The sequence below is a fragment of the Bradyrhizobium sp. USDA 4454 genome, assembly GCF_054822705.1.
Genome location: NZ_JBTRCN010000001.1, coordinates 3,268,693 through 3,282,323, shown reverse-complemented (window position 1 = coordinate 3,282,323; position 13,631 = coordinate 3,268,693). Strand labels below are relative to the sequence as shown.

Annotated in this window: 21 protein-coding genes; 13 read left to right on the top strand and 8 right to left on the bottom strand. The window is 65.2% G+C overall.

Annotated features, from left to right (window positions below):
* The first annotated feature begins 89 nt into the window (after positions 1–89).
* Positions 90–272: a hypothetical protein gene (locus ACVIW0_RS15160; RefSeq protein WP_461353064.1), complete on the top strand. Its 183-nt coding sequence runs from the start codon at positions 90–92 to the stop codon at positions 270–272.
* Between the two features lie 17 nt (positions 273–289).
* Here the strand turns inward: ACVIW0_RS15160 and ACVIW0_RS15155 are convergent, their stop codons facing one another.
* Positions 290–541, bottom strand: coding sequence for a hypothetical protein (locus ACVIW0_RS15155; protein ID WP_461353063.1), 252 nt, complete (start codon positions 539–541; stop codon positions 290–292).
* Between the two features lie 356 nt (positions 542–897).
* Between ACVIW0_RS15155 and ACVIW0_RS15150 the strand changes: the two genes are divergently transcribed.
* The 5 genes from ACVIW0_RS15150 (at position 898) to ACVIW0_RS15130 (ending at position 2,617) form a co-directional block, all read left to right on the top strand.
* Positions 898–1,083 carry a hypothetical protein gene (locus ACVIW0_RS15150; protein ID WP_456754109.1) on the top strand — a complete coding sequence of 62 codons (186 nt, stop codon included), beginning with the start codon at positions 898–900 and terminating at the stop codon, positions 1,081–1,083.
* Positions 1,084–1,143: 60 nt separating this feature from the next.
* Positions 1,144–1,326, top strand: coding sequence for a hypothetical protein (locus tag ACVIW0_RS15145; protein WP_461353062.1), 183 nt, complete (start codon positions 1,144–1,146; stop codon positions 1,324–1,326).
* Between the two features lie 53 nt (positions 1,327–1,379).
* On the top strand, positions 1,380–1,577 hold the full coding sequence (locus tag ACVIW0_RS15140; protein WP_461353061.1) for a hypothetical protein: 198 nt from the start codon (positions 1,380–1,382) through the stop codon (positions 1,575–1,577).
* Between the two features lie 130 nt (positions 1,578–1,707).
* Entirely contained in the window at positions 1,708–1,926 is a 219-nt protein-coding gene (locus ACVIW0_RS15135) for a hypothetical protein (RefSeq protein ID WP_461353060.1), read from the top strand.
* Positions 1,927–2,062: 136 nt separating this feature from the next.
* Positions 2,063–2,617 carry a hypothetical protein gene (locus tag ACVIW0_RS15130; RefSeq protein WP_461353059.1) on the top strand — a complete coding sequence of 185 codons (555 nt, stop codon included), beginning with the start codon at positions 2,063–2,065 and terminating at the stop codon, positions 2,615–2,617.
* 22 nt (positions 2,618–2,639) lie between these two features.
* Here ACVIW0_RS15130 and ACVIW0_RS15125 read toward each other — a convergent pair whose 3' ends face one another.
* From ACVIW0_RS15125 to ACVIW0_RS15115, 3 genes are all read right to left on the bottom strand, one after another.
* Complete coding sequence (locus ACVIW0_RS15125) at positions 2,640–3,797, bottom strand: DUF2652 domain-containing protein (RefSeq protein WP_461353058.1); 1,158 nt, start codon at positions 3,795–3,797, stop codon at positions 2,640–2,642.
* A gap of 73 nt (positions 3,798–3,870) precedes the next feature.
* Positions 3,871–4,719 carry an alpha/beta fold hydrolase gene (locus ACVIW0_RS15120; RefSeq protein ID WP_461353057.1) on the bottom strand — a complete coding sequence of 283 codons (849 nt, stop codon included), beginning with the start codon at positions 4,717–4,719 and terminating at the stop codon, positions 3,871–3,873.
* The gene (locus ACVIW0_RS15115) at positions 4,716–5,084 is read right to left on the bottom strand and encodes a hypothetical protein (RefSeq protein ID WP_461353056.1); all 369 of its coding nucleotides are present in this window, start codon (positions 5,082–5,084) and stop codon (positions 4,716–4,718) included. The genes ACVIW0_RS15120 and ACVIW0_RS15115 overlap by 4 nt, the downstream gene beginning before the upstream one ends.
* A 495-nt stretch (positions 5,085–5,579) precedes the next feature.
* Between ACVIW0_RS15115 and ACVIW0_RS15110 the strand changes: the two genes are divergently transcribed.
* The gene (locus tag ACVIW0_RS15110) at positions 5,580–5,831 is read left to right on the top strand and encodes a hypothetical protein (RefSeq protein WP_461353055.1); all 252 of its coding nucleotides are present in this window, start codon (positions 5,580–5,582) and stop codon (positions 5,829–5,831) included.
* 65 nt (positions 5,832–5,896) lie between these two features.
* Here ACVIW0_RS15110 and ACVIW0_RS15105 read toward each other — a convergent pair whose 3' ends face one another.
* From ACVIW0_RS15105 to ACVIW0_RS15095, 3 genes are all read right to left on the bottom strand, one after another.
* A complete protein-coding gene (locus ACVIW0_RS15105) occupies positions 5,897–6,136 on the bottom strand; it encodes a hypothetical protein (RefSeq protein ID WP_461353054.1) in 240 nt (79 codons plus the stop codon).
* Between the two features lie 206 nt (positions 6,137–6,342).
* Entirely contained in the window at positions 6,343–7,059 is a 717-nt protein-coding gene (locus ACVIW0_RS15100) for an outer membrane protein (protein WP_461353053.1), read from the bottom strand.
* Between the two features lie 279 nt (positions 7,060–7,338).
* Positions 7,339–7,737, bottom strand: coding sequence for a hypothetical protein (locus ACVIW0_RS15095; protein WP_461357338.1), 399 nt, complete (start codon positions 7,735–7,737; stop codon positions 7,339–7,341).
* 248 nt (positions 7,738–7,985) lie between these two features.
* Here ACVIW0_RS15095 and ACVIW0_RS15090 point away from each other — a divergent pair, with 248 nt between their 5' ends.
* From ACVIW0_RS15090 to ACVIW0_RS15070, 5 genes are all read left to right on the top strand, one after another.
* Complete coding sequence (locus ACVIW0_RS15090; RefSeq protein WP_461353052.1) at positions 7,986–8,552, top strand: TetR/AcrR family transcriptional regulator; 567 nt, start codon at positions 7,986–7,988, stop codon at positions 8,550–8,552.
* A 66-nt stretch (positions 8,553–8,618) separates the two neighbouring features.
* Entirely contained in the window at positions 8,619–9,737 is a 1,119-nt protein-coding gene (locus ACVIW0_RS15085) for an alkene reductase (protein ID WP_461353051.1), read from the top strand.
* Positions 9,738–9,766: 29 nt separating this feature from the next.
* Positions 9,767–10,741 (top strand): zinc-dependent alcohol dehydrogenase family protein, encoded by a 975-nt coding sequence (locus ACVIW0_RS15080; protein WP_461353050.1) that lies wholly within the window; start codon positions 9,767–9,769, stop codon positions 10,739–10,741.
* A 15-nt stretch (positions 10,742–10,756) separates the two neighbouring features.
* Positions 10,757–11,776, top strand: a complete 1,020-nt coding sequence (locus ACVIW0_RS15075) for an NADP-dependent oxidoreductase (RefSeq protein WP_461353049.1) — start codon at positions 10,757–10,759, stop codon at positions 11,774–11,776.
* On the top strand, positions 11,773–12,222 hold the full coding sequence (locus tag ACVIW0_RS15070) for a DUF3237 domain-containing protein (protein WP_461353048.1): 450 nt from the start codon (positions 11,773–11,775) through the stop codon (positions 12,220–12,222). Before ACVIW0_RS15075 ends, ACVIW0_RS15070 begins: the two co-directional genes overlap by 4 nt.
* 221 nt (positions 12,223–12,443) lie before the next feature.
* Here ACVIW0_RS15070 and ACVIW0_RS15065 read toward each other — a convergent pair whose 3' ends face one another.
* Positions 12,444–12,779: a His-rich protein BRANT gene (locus ACVIW0_RS15065; RefSeq protein ID WP_461353047.1), complete on the bottom strand. Its 336-nt coding sequence runs from the start codon at positions 12,777–12,779 to the stop codon at positions 12,444–12,446.
* A gap of 282 nt (positions 12,780–13,061) precedes the next feature.
* On the opposite strand from ACVIW0_RS15065, the gene ACVIW0_RS15060 reads away from it, so the two are divergent.
* A complete protein-coding gene (locus ACVIW0_RS15060; protein WP_461353046.1) occupies positions 13,062–13,607 on the top strand; it encodes a tetratricopeptide repeat protein in 546 nt (181 codons plus the stop codon).
* The last annotated feature ends 24 nt before the right edge of the window (positions 13,608–13,631 follow it).

Sequence of the window (13,631 nt, the reverse complement as noted above, 5' to 3'; positions counted from 1 at the left end):
CCGAGGATGGTGTTGGACAAGGCGCCGCAAGCCGCCCTAAGCTTGCTTGATCCCGGCAACGAGGCCGCCAAGGCACGGTTCTGACGACGATGGACTGGTCCTACTATCTCGTGGGTGGTGCTGTTGCCCTGCTCCTGCTCGCCTATCGCCTGCATGGCGGGCTGTTCAGGAAGGATACGCTGCACGACGAGCGGCTGAATCGATTGATCGACGAACGCGTCGCGCGCATGGACTTCAAGCGCGAGAAGAAGCACGAGCCGTCCCAGCCATAAGACCGGCGGATTTTCAGTCAGCCGAGATCGACCGCCGGCCGCGGCAGCCGCGCCAGCTCGCAGGCGAATACGGCAACTCCGGATCCGTCGAAGCGTGCTTTGACGCCGGCGCGACGGCCGGCGCCCGATTCTTCGATGCCGCCGCCGACGCAGTCCGCTGCTGCAAATCCCCTGATAATCCCGTGAACGCCGACCGCCCTGCGGCCGATGTTGCCTTCAAACCGAAGTGCCTGGGCATCGAGTCCTCCATTCAGATTCTTTTTGCGCACGTCGTGTGTCGTCCCCCAGGTTCAATCCGAACACGTCGTTGCGATTCAATCAAAGCGCTTCGCTTGATTGCCCACAAGGACAGAGTGAGCCGTATTATTCCGGTCTTCAGCAGACGCTTCACATCATCGATCGCGCGGCCGCACTGCATGCTGTGCCATGTCGAGCGCGCCATCGATCGCGGTCTGCGCCATGGTGAATTGTTCCATTGCGCATCCTCTGGTCCAGGGTCGCGCCCCGCCGCCCTCCCTTGGCAGAAATCGTGGGATCCTTCCCGTAGCATCACCCATGGCGCGCCTTGCTACTGTTCTTGCGGCCCGAAACGGGGTATGCAGAATGTCGGATGGGACATCAGCCAATGACCTATTTGATCCTTGCCCGGGACGGCACCAGCCAGATCGTGCTGAAGCGCGACAGCGAAGACGCGGCCGAGAAGAAGGCACGCGAGCTGAAAGAGATGGGGTGGTTCGAAGTCGAGGTCCGCGAGGACCGGGCGGGCGCGGTAGGCGCCACGCCGACCGATCGGTCCCAGACCCTGCAATGAACCGTTTCCCCTGGTGAACCTTTTGCCGGACGGCCCTTACACATGTGTGAGGAGCCCACGATGTCCGACACAGCTCATTACCGCTTCCAGTCCGACCAGGCGCGACGGCTGGCCCGTCAGGTCACCGACGCCGCGGTGCGCGAGAAGCTTTTGGAAATGGCCGAGGAGTATGGCCGCTACGCCGACTTGATCGAGGCGCGCAGCGCCCCGCCGGTCCCTGCGCAGGCGGCGGCAGCTCACTAAGGCAGCCCGCTCCGCTCCCGCCGCGCGCGGGTGCTCAGTCGCAAGGAATGCCCTTGGAAGCTCTCGACGGCCTCCTTTTCCTGTTCGGATCGATCCTGGGCTTGCCGTTGCGTTGGATCGGCCGATGGCTGGATCGGCAGCCGCACCGTGACCCGTCGCAGATTTCAACACTTCATAAGATCGGCCGCCTCGCGCTTGGCTGCGCCATCACCGTCGCGATCCTGGTCCCGCTGAGCTGGCTCGTCTTCTGATCAGCACACGCCCTCTGATCAGCACCCGCCTGGGGCTCCCCCGACTACTCCTGATGCACTGCCTTAGGCGCCGCGAAAACGGCTGAGGATTTGTTCGGAACATTATGCCCCCTCACGCGATTTTCTCCGCATGAGGGTACGCGAGACCAACCGCAATCTGCTGCTTCTGGGCAGCTTCACGCTGCTCAGCGTGGCCGCGGCCGGGATCGTCGCCCGGCTCGATCCGGCGCCCGCGCCGGCAAACGCAGCATTACGGCCGGCAGCGAATCAGGCATCAGCCAGCGGTCAGACAGCGGTCCGGATCGTCGGTACCCCGTTCGTCCCGAACACCAATCCCCGCCAGCGCTGACGGCCCGACGCTCCCCCGTGATTGTTACAATTATGTCACCGCACCTGTAAAACAGGCGTCTTCGTCAACCATCATGATGCCGAGTGCTTGATTCCGCGCGGTTGCTTTGCTGGAATCCGCGCGCTCAGGGTGCGCCATGAAGTGGATGAAGGAACGCGATCTCCTGATCGCGCAGACAATGGCTTTCGTACAGTCGGTGAAGGGCAAGCTGCCCGACGCCGAGCTGCCGACGCCTGCCCCACGGACGGCCGCGCCAATGACGCCTGCCCCGCTGCCCGTCGCCCCGGCGGCAACGGCCGAGGCCAAGCCCAGCTTGGATAGCAAGCCGGCCCTGGACGAAACGCCCCTCCTGGAGACGACGGCCGCCCTGGAGATTAAGCCGGTGGCCGAGTCGCGGATCGTGATGCCGCCCCCGCTTTCGGTGCCGACCGTGCCCGAGGGCCTGCCCGCGGCGCCGCCACCTTTGGCGGTGACGGTCGTCGAGGTCCCGCCGCCCCCGGCGCAGCCGCCGCAATTCGCAAAGCTCGACATCAACGGCGACTTCGGATCCGAGGTGCGGGAGCGGGTTGCGAATTTCCGCGCCCAGCAGCAGCGTTTCCTCAGGGAGCGCGAGGAATATTGCACCGCGACCATGGCCAAGGTCCGCGCCGCAATCCGCGACAACAGCGAGCTGCCGCGTCCCGGCAAGTAATCGGCGGACCGTCTGCCGAACGTCAGCCCCGCGCGCCCGATCTCACCGGCTCGGTCAGGAAGCGTCCGCTCGAGCGCGTCAGCGCCGGCTCCTCCATGGCGTCGCCGGCCGGCTGCCTGTCTTCCGCCATCGATCGCAGGTTGGCCATCGCCTGGGTCATGCGTTCGGCGAATTTGGCGGCGGCGCCGTCGAGGAACGCCTTGTCCTTCGGCTTCGGCTTGGCGATCCGCAGCTCGAAACGCGACGTCCCGTCCGGGCCTTCCAGAACGGCCCGGGTCATGATGATGCGCGGCGCACCGGGCACCGGCAGTGTGATGCCGACCGTGAAGTAATCGACCGGACGCCAGTCGAGCGTTTCCTCGACATTGGTATGGTTGCCGTGCGCGCAATGATTTTTGGTGCCGACCCCACGACGTCCCTTGCCCGACTCCTCGACGATGTCGTCGGCGTCCCACCATTTCTGCCACTGCCCGGGCACGGTGATGAACTCCCACACCGTCTGCCGGGGCGCGGCGATGTCGAATTCCAGGATCGCGTAGGCGTCTTCGCGCGTCACCTCCATTCGGACCTGCGCATCGTCCTGCTGCCACGCCGCTTCGAGATCGCGCGCCCATAGCGTCACATCGCCGATGATGTCGATGGTTTCCTGATGCGGGATCAGACCCTGCGCCACCGGATCGACGCCCATGGCGCGGATCGCCGCGTCGCTGTAGAGCGCGTAGGCGCGGCCGCCGAGCTTTTCGCCAACGCTGTTCTTGAGCAGCCGATGCACCAGAATGACGTCGCGCCCGGCGAGTTCCTCCCGGCCGCCCATCTTCTGCTTCACCATCTCGCCGTGATGGATCACGAATTTGAAATCGAGATCGCCCATCGCGACGCAGGCCTTGCACTCGCATGTCGAGGCCTGCCGGACGTCACGCAGGCGCCGGCGGAATTTGAAGTAGGCGCCCTCGATCGCGTCCTGCAGCAGCGAGCCGTCGACGGTCCCGGTCGAGTAGACGAATGCGGCGTCGCCCTCGAACTTGGCGAGCCGGAATGGCGGGCGCAGCGCCTTCACCACCACGTCCATGAAATCGGCGATGATATCCTGCGCGTGGTCGAGCTCGACCGCCGCCAGGAAGCTGGTGTAGCCGGAGATGTCGGCAATCGCGAAATATGCAGCTTCAGCTTTCGGAAGCATCGAGACCTCCCGCGCAATCGTTTCGTGACGATACGCAGTCTGTCATACCGGAGCGCCCGAGGTCGAGGGCGGTTTAGCGCCCGCTGATCTTCTCCAGCACCGGCAGCAGGTGCTTCAAGAACTCGCCCGGGTTTTCGCTCATCGGGAAATGGCCGAGGCCTTTCATGATGGTGGCCTCGGCTCCGGCGATGCTGTTCGCGACCGCCAGCGTTTCCTCCGGCGTGCAGGAATAATCGTATTCGCCTGACAGCAGGAACAGCGGGCAGCGTTTGGTGTCGATCTCGGCCACGCGGGCGCGGATGTCGCCGTCGATTTTGTAGAAATAGAGGTCGCCCTTGAACACGCCGGGCCCGCTTTGCATGTAGTGCCACAGCGTCTCCCACCTCTCGCCGTCGGGCGCGTCGGGCCCGACCAGGCCAGAGACGATGGCGGCAGCCACCTCGCCGCCATGGACGTCCGGCCGGTGCAGGAAGTTCAGGTCGTAATAGGGATCGACATGCGCGCCGGCCTGCAGGCCGATGATGGCGCGGAAGCGCTCGGGATGCTCGAGCGCGAGATGCAGCGCGATCCGGCCGCCGATCGAGCAGCCGATCACGATCGGCCTGTCGAGCGCGAGCGCGTCGATCACGGCGAGAATCATCGCGGTGTATTGCGACGAGGTCAGCTGGTACTCCTCGTCGTGCCAGCCTTGCGGCGGCGACGACTTGCCGTGCCAGGGCATGTCGAAGGCGATGACGCGATGGTTGCGGGTGACCCGCTGATCGTTCATCAGGCCGCGATATTGCCGCCCGTCGGCACCCGCGGTGTGCAGGCAGAGCAGCGGCGTGCCCTCGCCCGCCTCCTCGACATAGACGCGGTGCGCCCGGCCGAACAGCTCGAGCTGCATGTAGCGGCCGACGATCGGCTCGAATTTGGCGCTCATGCGGCCACTCCCTCGCGGCGCAGCTTGCCGAGCGCCTCCTTGAAGTAACGCAGGTTCGCCATGAAGATCTGCAGCTCGCCCTCGGCCTTCAGCACCCGGCGCTTGATCAGCGCCATCAGGTCGTTGGAGCCCGGCGGTGGCCGCGTCTCGCAGAACTTGCCCCACTCCTCCTCCGAGGTGCGCAGCGCGAAGAACGACGACGGCATCACAAACGGCCCCTTGGTCACCGCGACGATGCGGCCCTCATGGATCGCGATCAGCCAGGCGGTGTTGCCGATCTCGAGCAGGAATGTCGTCGTGAGGAAGCGGCCGCGCCGCACCAGGCCGGCGTCGCTGTTGACCCGTTGCTTCAGCGTTTCGATCATGTTTGCTCCACCCCGACGGCCCGTCCGCAGCGGGCACTTGTTCCGCCGGCAATGATGGAATGAATGCGGGGGCCGTCAATCGGCGCCGGCGTCGCGCCGCCACGGCGTTTTCGCGCGGACCGCTACATACGGATTTTGGCTGGAGCCGGGAAATCGAGAGTCAGAGCCAGGACCAGACCAGAGCGACGTTGGCGGCGCAGGCCGCAAGCAGCGCAACCGCAAGCGCGAGCTGCACGCGTTCGTAGGGGGGCTGGTGAATCGCTCTCATGGAAGGAAGCATCCGGCGATTCTACCCGGAGAGTCCCGGGGATTCTTTTTGCCGGGATTTACCACCCGTTAAAGACTCAAGGGTCATTCGCGAAAGGGCCGAAATGACTCGTATTTTCAGATGCTTGCTTGGGACCCTCAGTCACGGTTCCGTGATCGGAACGGCGAATTCCGAGGAAACCCGGGACCGCCGGTGGCGTTGTCGTGGGTTGTTTGGGGAAACGACGAATGCCGTATGCGCTGTTCTATCAAGACGCCAAGCTAAGCAAGGCGTATCCGACCGAGGCCGACGTCTGGAAGCTCGCCAAGAAATCTGGACTGGTGGTGGATACGGTCTCGGAAGAGGAAAAGTCCTCGCCCCGCCCGGTGCTGGACAACGATTACGAGATCCGGGCCTGCCAGCTCGAGCCGAACGAGGATCCGGTCAAGAACAAGGCCGATGCCGATCGGGAGGCACGGCTGGAGCCGCGGTTGAACTAGCGACGCCGGTCCGTCCGGCCCCGCATGGCGGGCCGGATGCCGATATCATGCCGTCCGCCCTGTGGTTACGGCGTCGCGGTCGCCAGCGAGGCCTGTTCGGCGGCGAGCGGCACGCAAATCTTCCGCCGATGCAGACCCCGGATCGCACCCGTCACCTTGAGCACCTTGCCCCCCGTGCAGGACGCATCCTGCACCAGCACGACCTCATAGGGCGCGAGCGACAAGGGTTCGGATTTAAGGACGGTCTGGGCAACGCACGGTGCAGCGACCGCAGAGATCATCAGCCCTAACGCAAAACTACGCATGTTTGTTTGTCCACCAGCCCCGGCGGTCCCATAATAACGCATCACGATGAAAGTTCCGTGCAATGCAGGAATTATTTTTTGCATTGCACGATCGGGCGTGAATAGCGGCTGAACAAGCAAACGCCAGGCCAAAGAAAAACCTCAGGCCGAACGAAAAGGCCGACCCGAAGGCCGGCCTTTCGATCGCGATCGCGATGGGACGACTGTTAGTAGCGGGAGCCCACCGGGCCGCCCCAGCCGAAGCGGTAGTTGACCCCGAGCTTGACGGTATGTTCGTCGTTCCGGAAGCTCGCGCCGACGATGTCGGCCGGACCGCTAGTGAAGGTGGTCTTGCCGAAATTGTAATACTGGTACTCGGCCTTCGCCGACCAGTTCGGGGCGAACATGTATTCCAGGCCGGCGCCGACGGTGTAACCGTCCTTGTGGCCGCCGTCGGTGGTGAAGGCTGTCGGCACGCCGCCGACCGAGGCGGTGATGTTGTTATTGTCGCGCCAGGCGTAACCGCCCTTGGCGTAGAGCAGCGCCGGACCCCAAGTGTAACCGAGCCGGCCGGTCACCGAACCGAGCTGGTCGGTATTGCCGGTCACGACGGTTCCGCCGGGGAAGGTCAGGCCGTTGTTCGAGGAGCTCGGCAGCCAGGAGTACTGCGCCTCGATACCCATCACCCAGTTGGGGGCGAACTGATAGTCGAAACCGCCCTGCACGCCGCCCATGAAGCGCGCGTCGCTGCCCATCAGATTGTTGCCGTCGGTGAACGCGCCGCCAACATGGCCGCCGATGTAGAAACCGGTCCAATTGTAGACCACCGCCGGTGCGGTATAGGGCGGCGGTGCCTTGGTATAGGTGCGGGCTGGAATATCGGCCGCCAACGCCGGGCTCGCAAAAGCGGCCAGCGCGACCACGCCGAGCAAAAACTTCTTCATCTCTGATCCCCGTTACGAACGCTGCGCTGTTAAGCCAAACAACGTGACGCCAATTAGGTTGCTTTGGGGCAATGCCGGACCCGTGATGTTTCCAAGCTGTGACGGGGTCGCAACAACGCCCGTGTTTGTTCCCTGGCACAGAAGGTTTTTTCACCGGTTAAGCAGCCGCATTTCGGCTGCATGTAAGTCGCAAACGGCTAAGTGGAAGTTCAATGCTCCGCGAAAAGTGATCGGAGTTGGCTAACGATCCGGTCAGGCTTGCGACAAGCAGCCGCGGCACTACCGCGCCATCTTTTCCAGTTCCGGAAATGCCGCGTAGGACGCGCCGGCGCATTGTTCGACGGCATTGTCGAGGATGCGGTCGAGCCGGCCGTCGACGAACATGACGCCGCGCTCCCGGGCCGGCCGGTAATTGCCGTCGCTATCCTTCGCGCTGTAGCGCAGGCACACCACGTAGCGCAGCCGGCCGCCGACCGTGCGCTGCGCCGGGTCGGCAATGCCGGCCTCGCGGACCCCCACCGGGTTGTTCAGATAGGTCCGCATGAAGGCGACGATCTGGTCGCGGTACCGGCCCGGGAACGGCTGGTCGGCGACGCCGCGATCGTCGGTGAAGCTGGTCGGCCCGCCGCCGTCCTCGCTGGTCAGGCAGCCGGCCAGCGGAAGCGACAGCAGCAGCATCGCCGCCAGTTTCGATGCAATCCCCGGCTGAACTTTCACGTGTCGCAGATCCTTGATCCCCGGTTGCGCTTCTTACAGCGTTTTCGCGCGACGTGAAGAGCGGTTCGCGCGACGACGGCGTCAATCCGCCGCTTCGGTTCTGACTTTGATCGGAGCCGAAGCGCCAGAGCCTGCTCCGGCGAGTTCACTGGAAGGTGTTGACGCTCTTAAGACGATCGGTCATATTGAAGGCCATGGCGAGACCGAGCATGAAAGAGAATATCGTCGCGGCAGCGCTTGATACCTTGCACCGGCAGGGTTTCAACGCCACCGGCGTGCAGGACATCACCGACGCGGCGGGGGTGCCGAAGGGTTCGTTCTACAATCATTTCGAGAGCAAGGAAGAGCTCGGGATCGAGGTCATCGAGCGCTATTGGCAGCGCGCGCTGGCCCATCTGGGCATGCTGAACGACGCGAATGTCGCTCCCATCGTCCGGCTCAAATCATATTTCCGGTCCCTCGACGAAATCTCCCGCAAGAACAAGTACCATCGCGGCTGCCTGATCGGCAACATGGCGACCGAGATGTCGGACCAGAGCCGCCCGATCCGCGAACGACTGGCGATCGTGATGGCGGCATGGGCCCGCGGCATCGAATCCTGCGTCCGCGAAGCCCAGGCCGACGGCTCCATGCGCCACGACATCGACGCCAAAACGATCGCCTCGTTCCTTCTGAACGCCTGGGAAGGCACGGTCATGCGCGCCAAGGTCGACAAGGACCGCAGCGCGCTGGAGGCGTTCGAGAAGGTGGTGTTCACCAGCCTCACCACGCGATGACAAGCCAAACCCGCAACACTTCGTTTTGACCGGCTTCAATATGACTGGTCGTCTTAGGAGCATCCGATGCGTCAAATACTGCACTCTCCCGTCAAGATCGGTCGTCATCAGCTTGCGCACCGGGTGGTGATGGCGCCGCTGACGCGGATGCGCGCCTCCGAGCCCGGCGCGGCGCCTGGCGCGCTCAACGCCCAATATTACGGGCAGCGCGCCAGCCAAGGCGGCCTCATCATCTCGGAAGCCTCGCAGATTTCCTGGCAGGGCAAGGGCTATCCGCGCACGCCGGGCATCCACTCCGACGAGCAGATCGCCGGCTGGAAGGCCGTGGTGGACGCGGTCCACGCCAAGGGCGGCGTGATCTTCATGCAGCTCTGGCACACCGGCCGCATCTCGCATTCGAGCCATCGCAGCGATCGCTCCCTCCCCGTCTCCGCCTCAGCGATCGCGCCGGCCGGACAGGCGTTCGGCGCCACGTTCGAGCGTCTGCCCTACGAGACGCCGCGCGCGCTGGAGGCCGGCGAGCTCGCTGATATCGTCGCGGACTACCGGCGCGCGGCGCGCAACGCGCTGGCGGCCGGGTTCGACGGCGTCGAGCTGCACGGCGCCAACGGCTATCTGATCGACCAATTTCTGCAGGACCGCACCAACCGGCGGACCGATCGCTATGGCGGGCCAATCGAAAATCGCGTGCGCCTGCTGCTGGAGGCGACCGAGGGCCTGATCGAGGTCTGCGGCGCCGACCGGGTCGGCGTCCGGCTGTCGCCGTTCGGCGCTGTCGGCGACATCGCCGATTCCGATCCGGCCGCGTTGTTTGGCCATGCCATCGAGGCGCTGTCGGCGCGGCAGATCGCCTATCTGCATCTGATCGAACCGCGGGCGAACGCAGGCATCCGCGACGGGCTCAACCTCGCGGCGCCCGCCTCCGTCACCGCGCTGTTCCGCAAGCTGTTCAACGGCCCCCTGATCGCCTCGGGCGGCTTCACGAAGCAGTCCGCGGAAGCCGAGCTGATAGGCGGCAATGCGGATGCGATCGCGTTCGGCCGCGCCTTCATCGCCAATCCGGACCTGCCGCATCGCTTCGCGATCGGCGCGCCGCTTAATACGCCCGACGCCGGAACCTTCTATGGCGGCGGCGAGCGCGGATACACCGACTATCCGACCCTCGTCGCCGACGCCGTCGCCTGATTTCGAACAACCGCATCTGGAGGAAGCGCATGTTTGCCGTGCAGGTCGTCGATTACGGAAAGCCGTGGGAGGTCGTCAGGACCGTGGAGGCGAGCGAGCCGCCGTCGCCTCCCGCAGGACAGCTCAAGGTCAAGCTGCTCGCCTCACCCATCCATCCGGCGGATCTGCTGTTGATGCGCGGTCTCTACGGCAAGCGCCCGCCGCTGCCGACGGGTATGGGCGGCGAGGGTGTCGCCTCCGTCGTCGACGCCGGCGCGGCGACCGACTTCAAGCGCGGCGACCGCGTCATCATTCCCTACGGACACGATACCTGGGCCGACTATCTGACGATCTCCGCGAACCGCGCGGTCAAGGTCCCCGCCGGCATCGACGACGCGCAGGCGTCGATGGCGCTGATCAATCCGTTCACCGCGCGCCTGATGCTGACCGACTTCGTCGATCTCGCGCCCGGCGAGTTCGTGATCCAGAACGCCGCCAATTCCGGTGTCGGTCGCGCGGTGATCGCGATCGCCAAGGCGCGCGGATTGCGGACCGTCAATGTGGTGCGCCGGCCGGAGCTGGTCGATGAGCTGAAAGCCGCCGGCGGCGATGTGGTGCTGCTGGATGGCCCCGACCTGCCGAAGCGTGTGGCGGAGGCAACCGGCAAGGCGCCGATCCGGCTCGGCCTCGAAGGCGTGGCCGGCGAGGCGATGCGTTCCCTCACCGGCGCGGTCGCTGAAGGCGGCACGCTCGTGGTCTATGCCGGCATGAGCGGGCAGCCTGCGGTGGCGTTTCCGCCGCATCTGATCTTCCGCGACCTCACCATCCGCGGCTTCTGGCTGATCAAATGGTTCAGATCGGCGGATCCCAATTTGGTCGCCAACATCCTCAACGAGGTGCTGCCGCTGCTCGCGGACGGTTCGATCAAGGTGCCCGTCGAACACAGCTACCCGCTGTCGTCGCCGCGCGAGGCGATCAGCCACGCCGCGCGCGCCAAGGGCAAGATCCTCTTCACCGCGTCCTGACCTCCGGAGTTCACGATGCCTGCAAATCAAATGATCCTGCTGAAGCGCCGCCCGGTGGGCATGCCGACGGAGGCCGATTTCGAATTGTCGGAGCGCCGCACCGCCGAGCTCACCGACGGCGAGGCGCTGGTGAAGACGCTCTATCTTTCGCTGGATCCCTATATGCGCGGGATCATGGACGAGAAGGATTCCTACATCCCCCCGGTCAAGCTCGGCGAGGCGATGCGGGGCCACGTCGTCGGAATCGTGGTCGAGTCGCGGTCGGCGACGCTCGCGCCCGGCGACCATGTTCACGGCATGGGCGGCTGGCAGCACTACAACGTCGCCACCGCGGCGAGCACCTGGAGGAAGATCGATCCGGCGCTGGCGCCCTTGCCGGCGTGGCTCGGACCTCTCGGCCTGCCCGGCTGGACCGCCTATATCTGCCTGATGGACCTCGCCGCGCCGAAGCCGGGCGAGACGGTGGTGGTGTCGTCGGCGGCTGGCGCCGTCGGCACGGTGGCGGGCCAGTTGGCCAGGATCGCCGGCTGCCGCGTCGTCGGCATCGCCGGCGGCCCGGACAAATGCCGCTATGTCGTCGACGAGGTCGGCTTCGACGCCTGCGTCGACTACAAGGCCGGCAATCTGATCCGCGATCTGGCCAAGGCCACGCCCGACGGCATCGACATCAATTTCGAGAATGTCGGCGGCGCGGTGCTCGATGCAGTGTGGCCGCGGATGAACCGGCACTCCCGCGTCGTGGTGTCGGGCCTGATCGCGCAATACAACCAGACCGCCCCCTCGCCCGGACCGGACTGGAGCACGCTCTTGCGCAATCGCATCAATGTGCGCGGCTTCATCATCTCCGACCACATCGCAGAGATCCCGAACGCGGTCCAGCAGGTCGCGAGGCTGTTGCGCGAAGGCAAGATCAGGACGCGCGACGATATCGTCGACGGCCTCGACAAGGCACCATCGGCCTTCATCGGCATGCTCAACGGCAAGAATTTCGGCAAGCTGATGGTGCGCCTGGCCGCCGCGGAGCAACGGCAATGACCTCCGCTGATGGCCTGCCGCCGCCGGCCCTGACGCCGATCTGCGAGGTCCTCGCCGACATGGGCGAGCGCTTCGCGTTGCCAGGCACGCCGCTCGGCGAGCGGGCGGTGGCGGAGGTCGGCACGCTCCGGATCAGCGGCCGGCGCCTGAACGCCTCGCTGGCGGGCAAGGCCGCGGCCGACTGGCTCATCGTGGCGCCGGATCGTTCCTTTGCCATGCTGGACGTGCGCTTCACCGTGCGGACCGACGACGACGCGCTGATCTTCGTCCAGTACAATGGCCGCCTGCGCTTCTCGGCGACGGGACCGCACCGGGCCGTCGTCGCGCCCCGCTTCGAGACCGGCGATCCCCGCTATGGCTGGCTCAACAGCATCCAGGCGATCGGCACCGGCCTGTTTGATCCGGCGACGCGGCAGCTCCGCTACGCCTTCTACGAGGTCGCCTGACCTCTTGCGATGGCCGGGGTCAACGACGGTCTCTGACATTCCACCCGGGAGCCGGAAGCAATACCTCCCCGGACGCATTCCGGCCCGCCGCCATTGGGGAAGCAATGGACGGACGGGCCGGTTCTGATCCCCGCGCAAAGGTTTTGCCTTTGTCGCTGAGGGCGCAGCGGGGCAATGTGGATCGAACTACGCCCCCCGGATCAGGGTTCTGCCGGGCTTGATCAGCCGCGCTTGGCCGGCACGACGTGCTTGGTCGCGACCTTCGAGTGGACGTGCTTGGTCGCATGCTTCGGCGACTTCACCTTCAGCATGCCCACGTGCTTGTGGTGGTGGTGATGGCGATAGTGCTTGTGGTGCATCTTGGCGTTTGCGTTACGCACCTTCGAGGGCAGCTGCTCACTCTTGATCACCGGGGCGGCCTTGGTCGCGGGCGCAGCCGTCGACGGAGCGGTCGTGGTCGCCGGCGCGGGCGTTGCGGTCTTGCCGGTCTCGGCGGCGAGCGCGGGCGCTGCGATCACGGACACGGCGAGCAGCGCGGCGGAAATCGTCTTCAGCATGGTGGTCCTCCTCTTCGGGATCGAGAGGTCTCCGGCCGGATGGTCGGCCTCACCGATCAATGCACGTGACCCTAGGGGCCGCGCACTGAACCCGTTCTGAAGGGCACGGACGGAATTCATTCATGTGAATGACATCTTGGTCATGTTGCCCGCCGGGATGGATCGCAGGATCACGCAATCGTGGGATCGGCCGGGAATGTTCCGCACCCCTGGGTGTTCAAGTCATCAGGCTTCGGTGTAGGATTACCGAGCACGATCAGGAACGATCAGGAGCAACCAGGAATGAGCAGGAAGACGAAGTTTTTGGGCCTTGCAGTGCTCTCGATGACGCTCGCCGCCGGGCCGGTCATCTCGGCCTACGCCGCGGGCAGCGACAATCCCTCGCCACCGGCTTCCGACAGCGGCAACAAGGGCAAGAAGGCGAAGAAGGACAAGAGCTCCGCGATCGACGATCAGAAGTTCCTGGCCGGCTATCGCGCCGCCTATACCACGATCTACGACCAGCATGATTACACCGCCGCGATCGAGCAGCTGAAGGCGCTCGGCCAGGACGACCGTGCCGACGTCGCCAATCTGATCGGCTACTCCTATCGCAAGCTCGGCGACTACAAGGTCTCGCAGATCTGGTACGAGCGCGCGCTGAAGGCCGACCCGGCCCACGTCCGCACCTGGCAGTATTACGGCCTCTGGCAGGTCGAACAGGGCAACCGCGACCAGGCGCAGTATCACCTGAACCGCATCGCCCAGCTCGCCGGCACCAACAGCGAAGAATACCGCTCGCTCGCCGCGGCGCTGGAGAAGCCCCCGGGCACCGGCCTGGTTTACTGAGCGGCCGACCGTCTCCCCAGTCAA

Excerpts from the sequence above, each read along its gene's own strand:
- ACVIW0_RS15160 (WP_461353064.1), top strand. The coding sequence starts at position 90 with ATGGACTGGTCCTACTATCTCGTGGGTGGTGCTGTTGCCCTGCTCCTG.
- ACVIW0_RS15150 (WP_456754109.1), top strand. The coding sequence starts at position 898 with ATGACCTATTTGATCCTTGCCCGGGACGGCACCAGCCAGATCGTGCTG.
- ACVIW0_RS15145 (WP_461353062.1), top strand. The coding sequence starts at position 1,144 with ATGTCCGACACAGCTCATTACCGCTTCCAGTCCGACCAGGCGCGACGG.
- ACVIW0_RS15135 (WP_461353060.1), top strand. The coding sequence starts at position 1,708 with ATGAGGGTACGCGAGACCAACCGCAATCTGCTGCTTCTGGGCAGCTTC.
- ACVIW0_RS15130 (WP_461353059.1), top strand. The coding sequence starts at position 2,063 with ATGAAGTGGATGAAGGAACGCGATCTCCTGATCGCGCAGACAATGGCT.
- ACVIW0_RS15125 (WP_461353058.1), bottom strand. The coding sequence starts at position 3,797 with ATGCTTCCGAAAGCTGAAGCTGCATATTTCGCGATTGCCGACATCTCC.
- ACVIW0_RS15120 (WP_461353057.1), bottom strand. The coding sequence starts at position 4,719 with ATGAGCGCCAAATTCGAGCCGATCGTCGGCCGCTACATGCAGCTCGAG.
- ACVIW0_RS15115 (WP_461353056.1), bottom strand. The coding sequence starts at position 5,084 with ATGATCGAAACGCTGAAGCAACGGGTCAACAGCGACGCCGGCCTGGTG.
- ACVIW0_RS15110 (WP_461353055.1), top strand. The coding sequence starts at position 5,580 with ATGCCGTATGCGCTGTTCTATCAAGACGCCAAGCTAAGCAAGGCGTAT.
- ACVIW0_RS15105 (WP_461353054.1), bottom strand. The coding sequence starts at position 6,136 with ATGCGTAGTTTTGCGTTAGGGCTGATGATCTCTGCGGTCGCTGCACCG.
- ACVIW0_RS15100 (WP_461353053.1), bottom strand. The coding sequence starts at position 7,059 with ATGAAGAAGTTTTTGCTCGGCGTGGTCGCGCTGGCCGCTTTTGCGAGC.
- ACVIW0_RS15095 (WP_461357338.1), bottom strand. The coding sequence starts at position 7,737 with ATGCTGCTGCTGTCGCTTCCGCTGGCCGGCTGCCTGACCAGCGAGGAC.
- ACVIW0_RS15090 (WP_461353052.1), top strand. The coding sequence starts at position 7,986 with ATGAAAGAGAATATCGTCGCGGCAGCGCTTGATACCTTGCACCGGCAG.
- ACVIW0_RS15085 (WP_461353051.1), top strand. The coding sequence starts at position 8,619 with ATGCGTCAAATACTGCACTCTCCCGTCAAGATCGGTCGTCATCAGCTT.
- ACVIW0_RS15080 (WP_461353050.1), top strand. The coding sequence starts at position 9,767 with ATGTTTGCCGTGCAGGTCGTCGATTACGGAAAGCCGTGGGAGGTCGTC.
- ACVIW0_RS15075 (WP_461353049.1), top strand. The coding sequence starts at position 10,757 with ATGCCTGCAAATCAAATGATCCTGCTGAAGCGCCGCCCGGTGGGCATG.
- ACVIW0_RS15070 (WP_461353048.1), top strand. The coding sequence starts at position 11,773 with ATGACCTCCGCTGATGGCCTGCCGCCGCCGGCCCTGACGCCGATCTGC.
- ACVIW0_RS15065 (WP_461353047.1), bottom strand. The coding sequence starts at position 12,779 with ATGCTGAAGACGATTTCCGCCGCGCTGCTCGCCGTGTCCGTGATCGCA.
- ACVIW0_RS15060 (WP_461353046.1), top strand. The coding sequence starts at position 13,062 with ATGAGCAGGAAGACGAAGTTTTTGGGCCTTGCAGTGCTCTCGATGACG.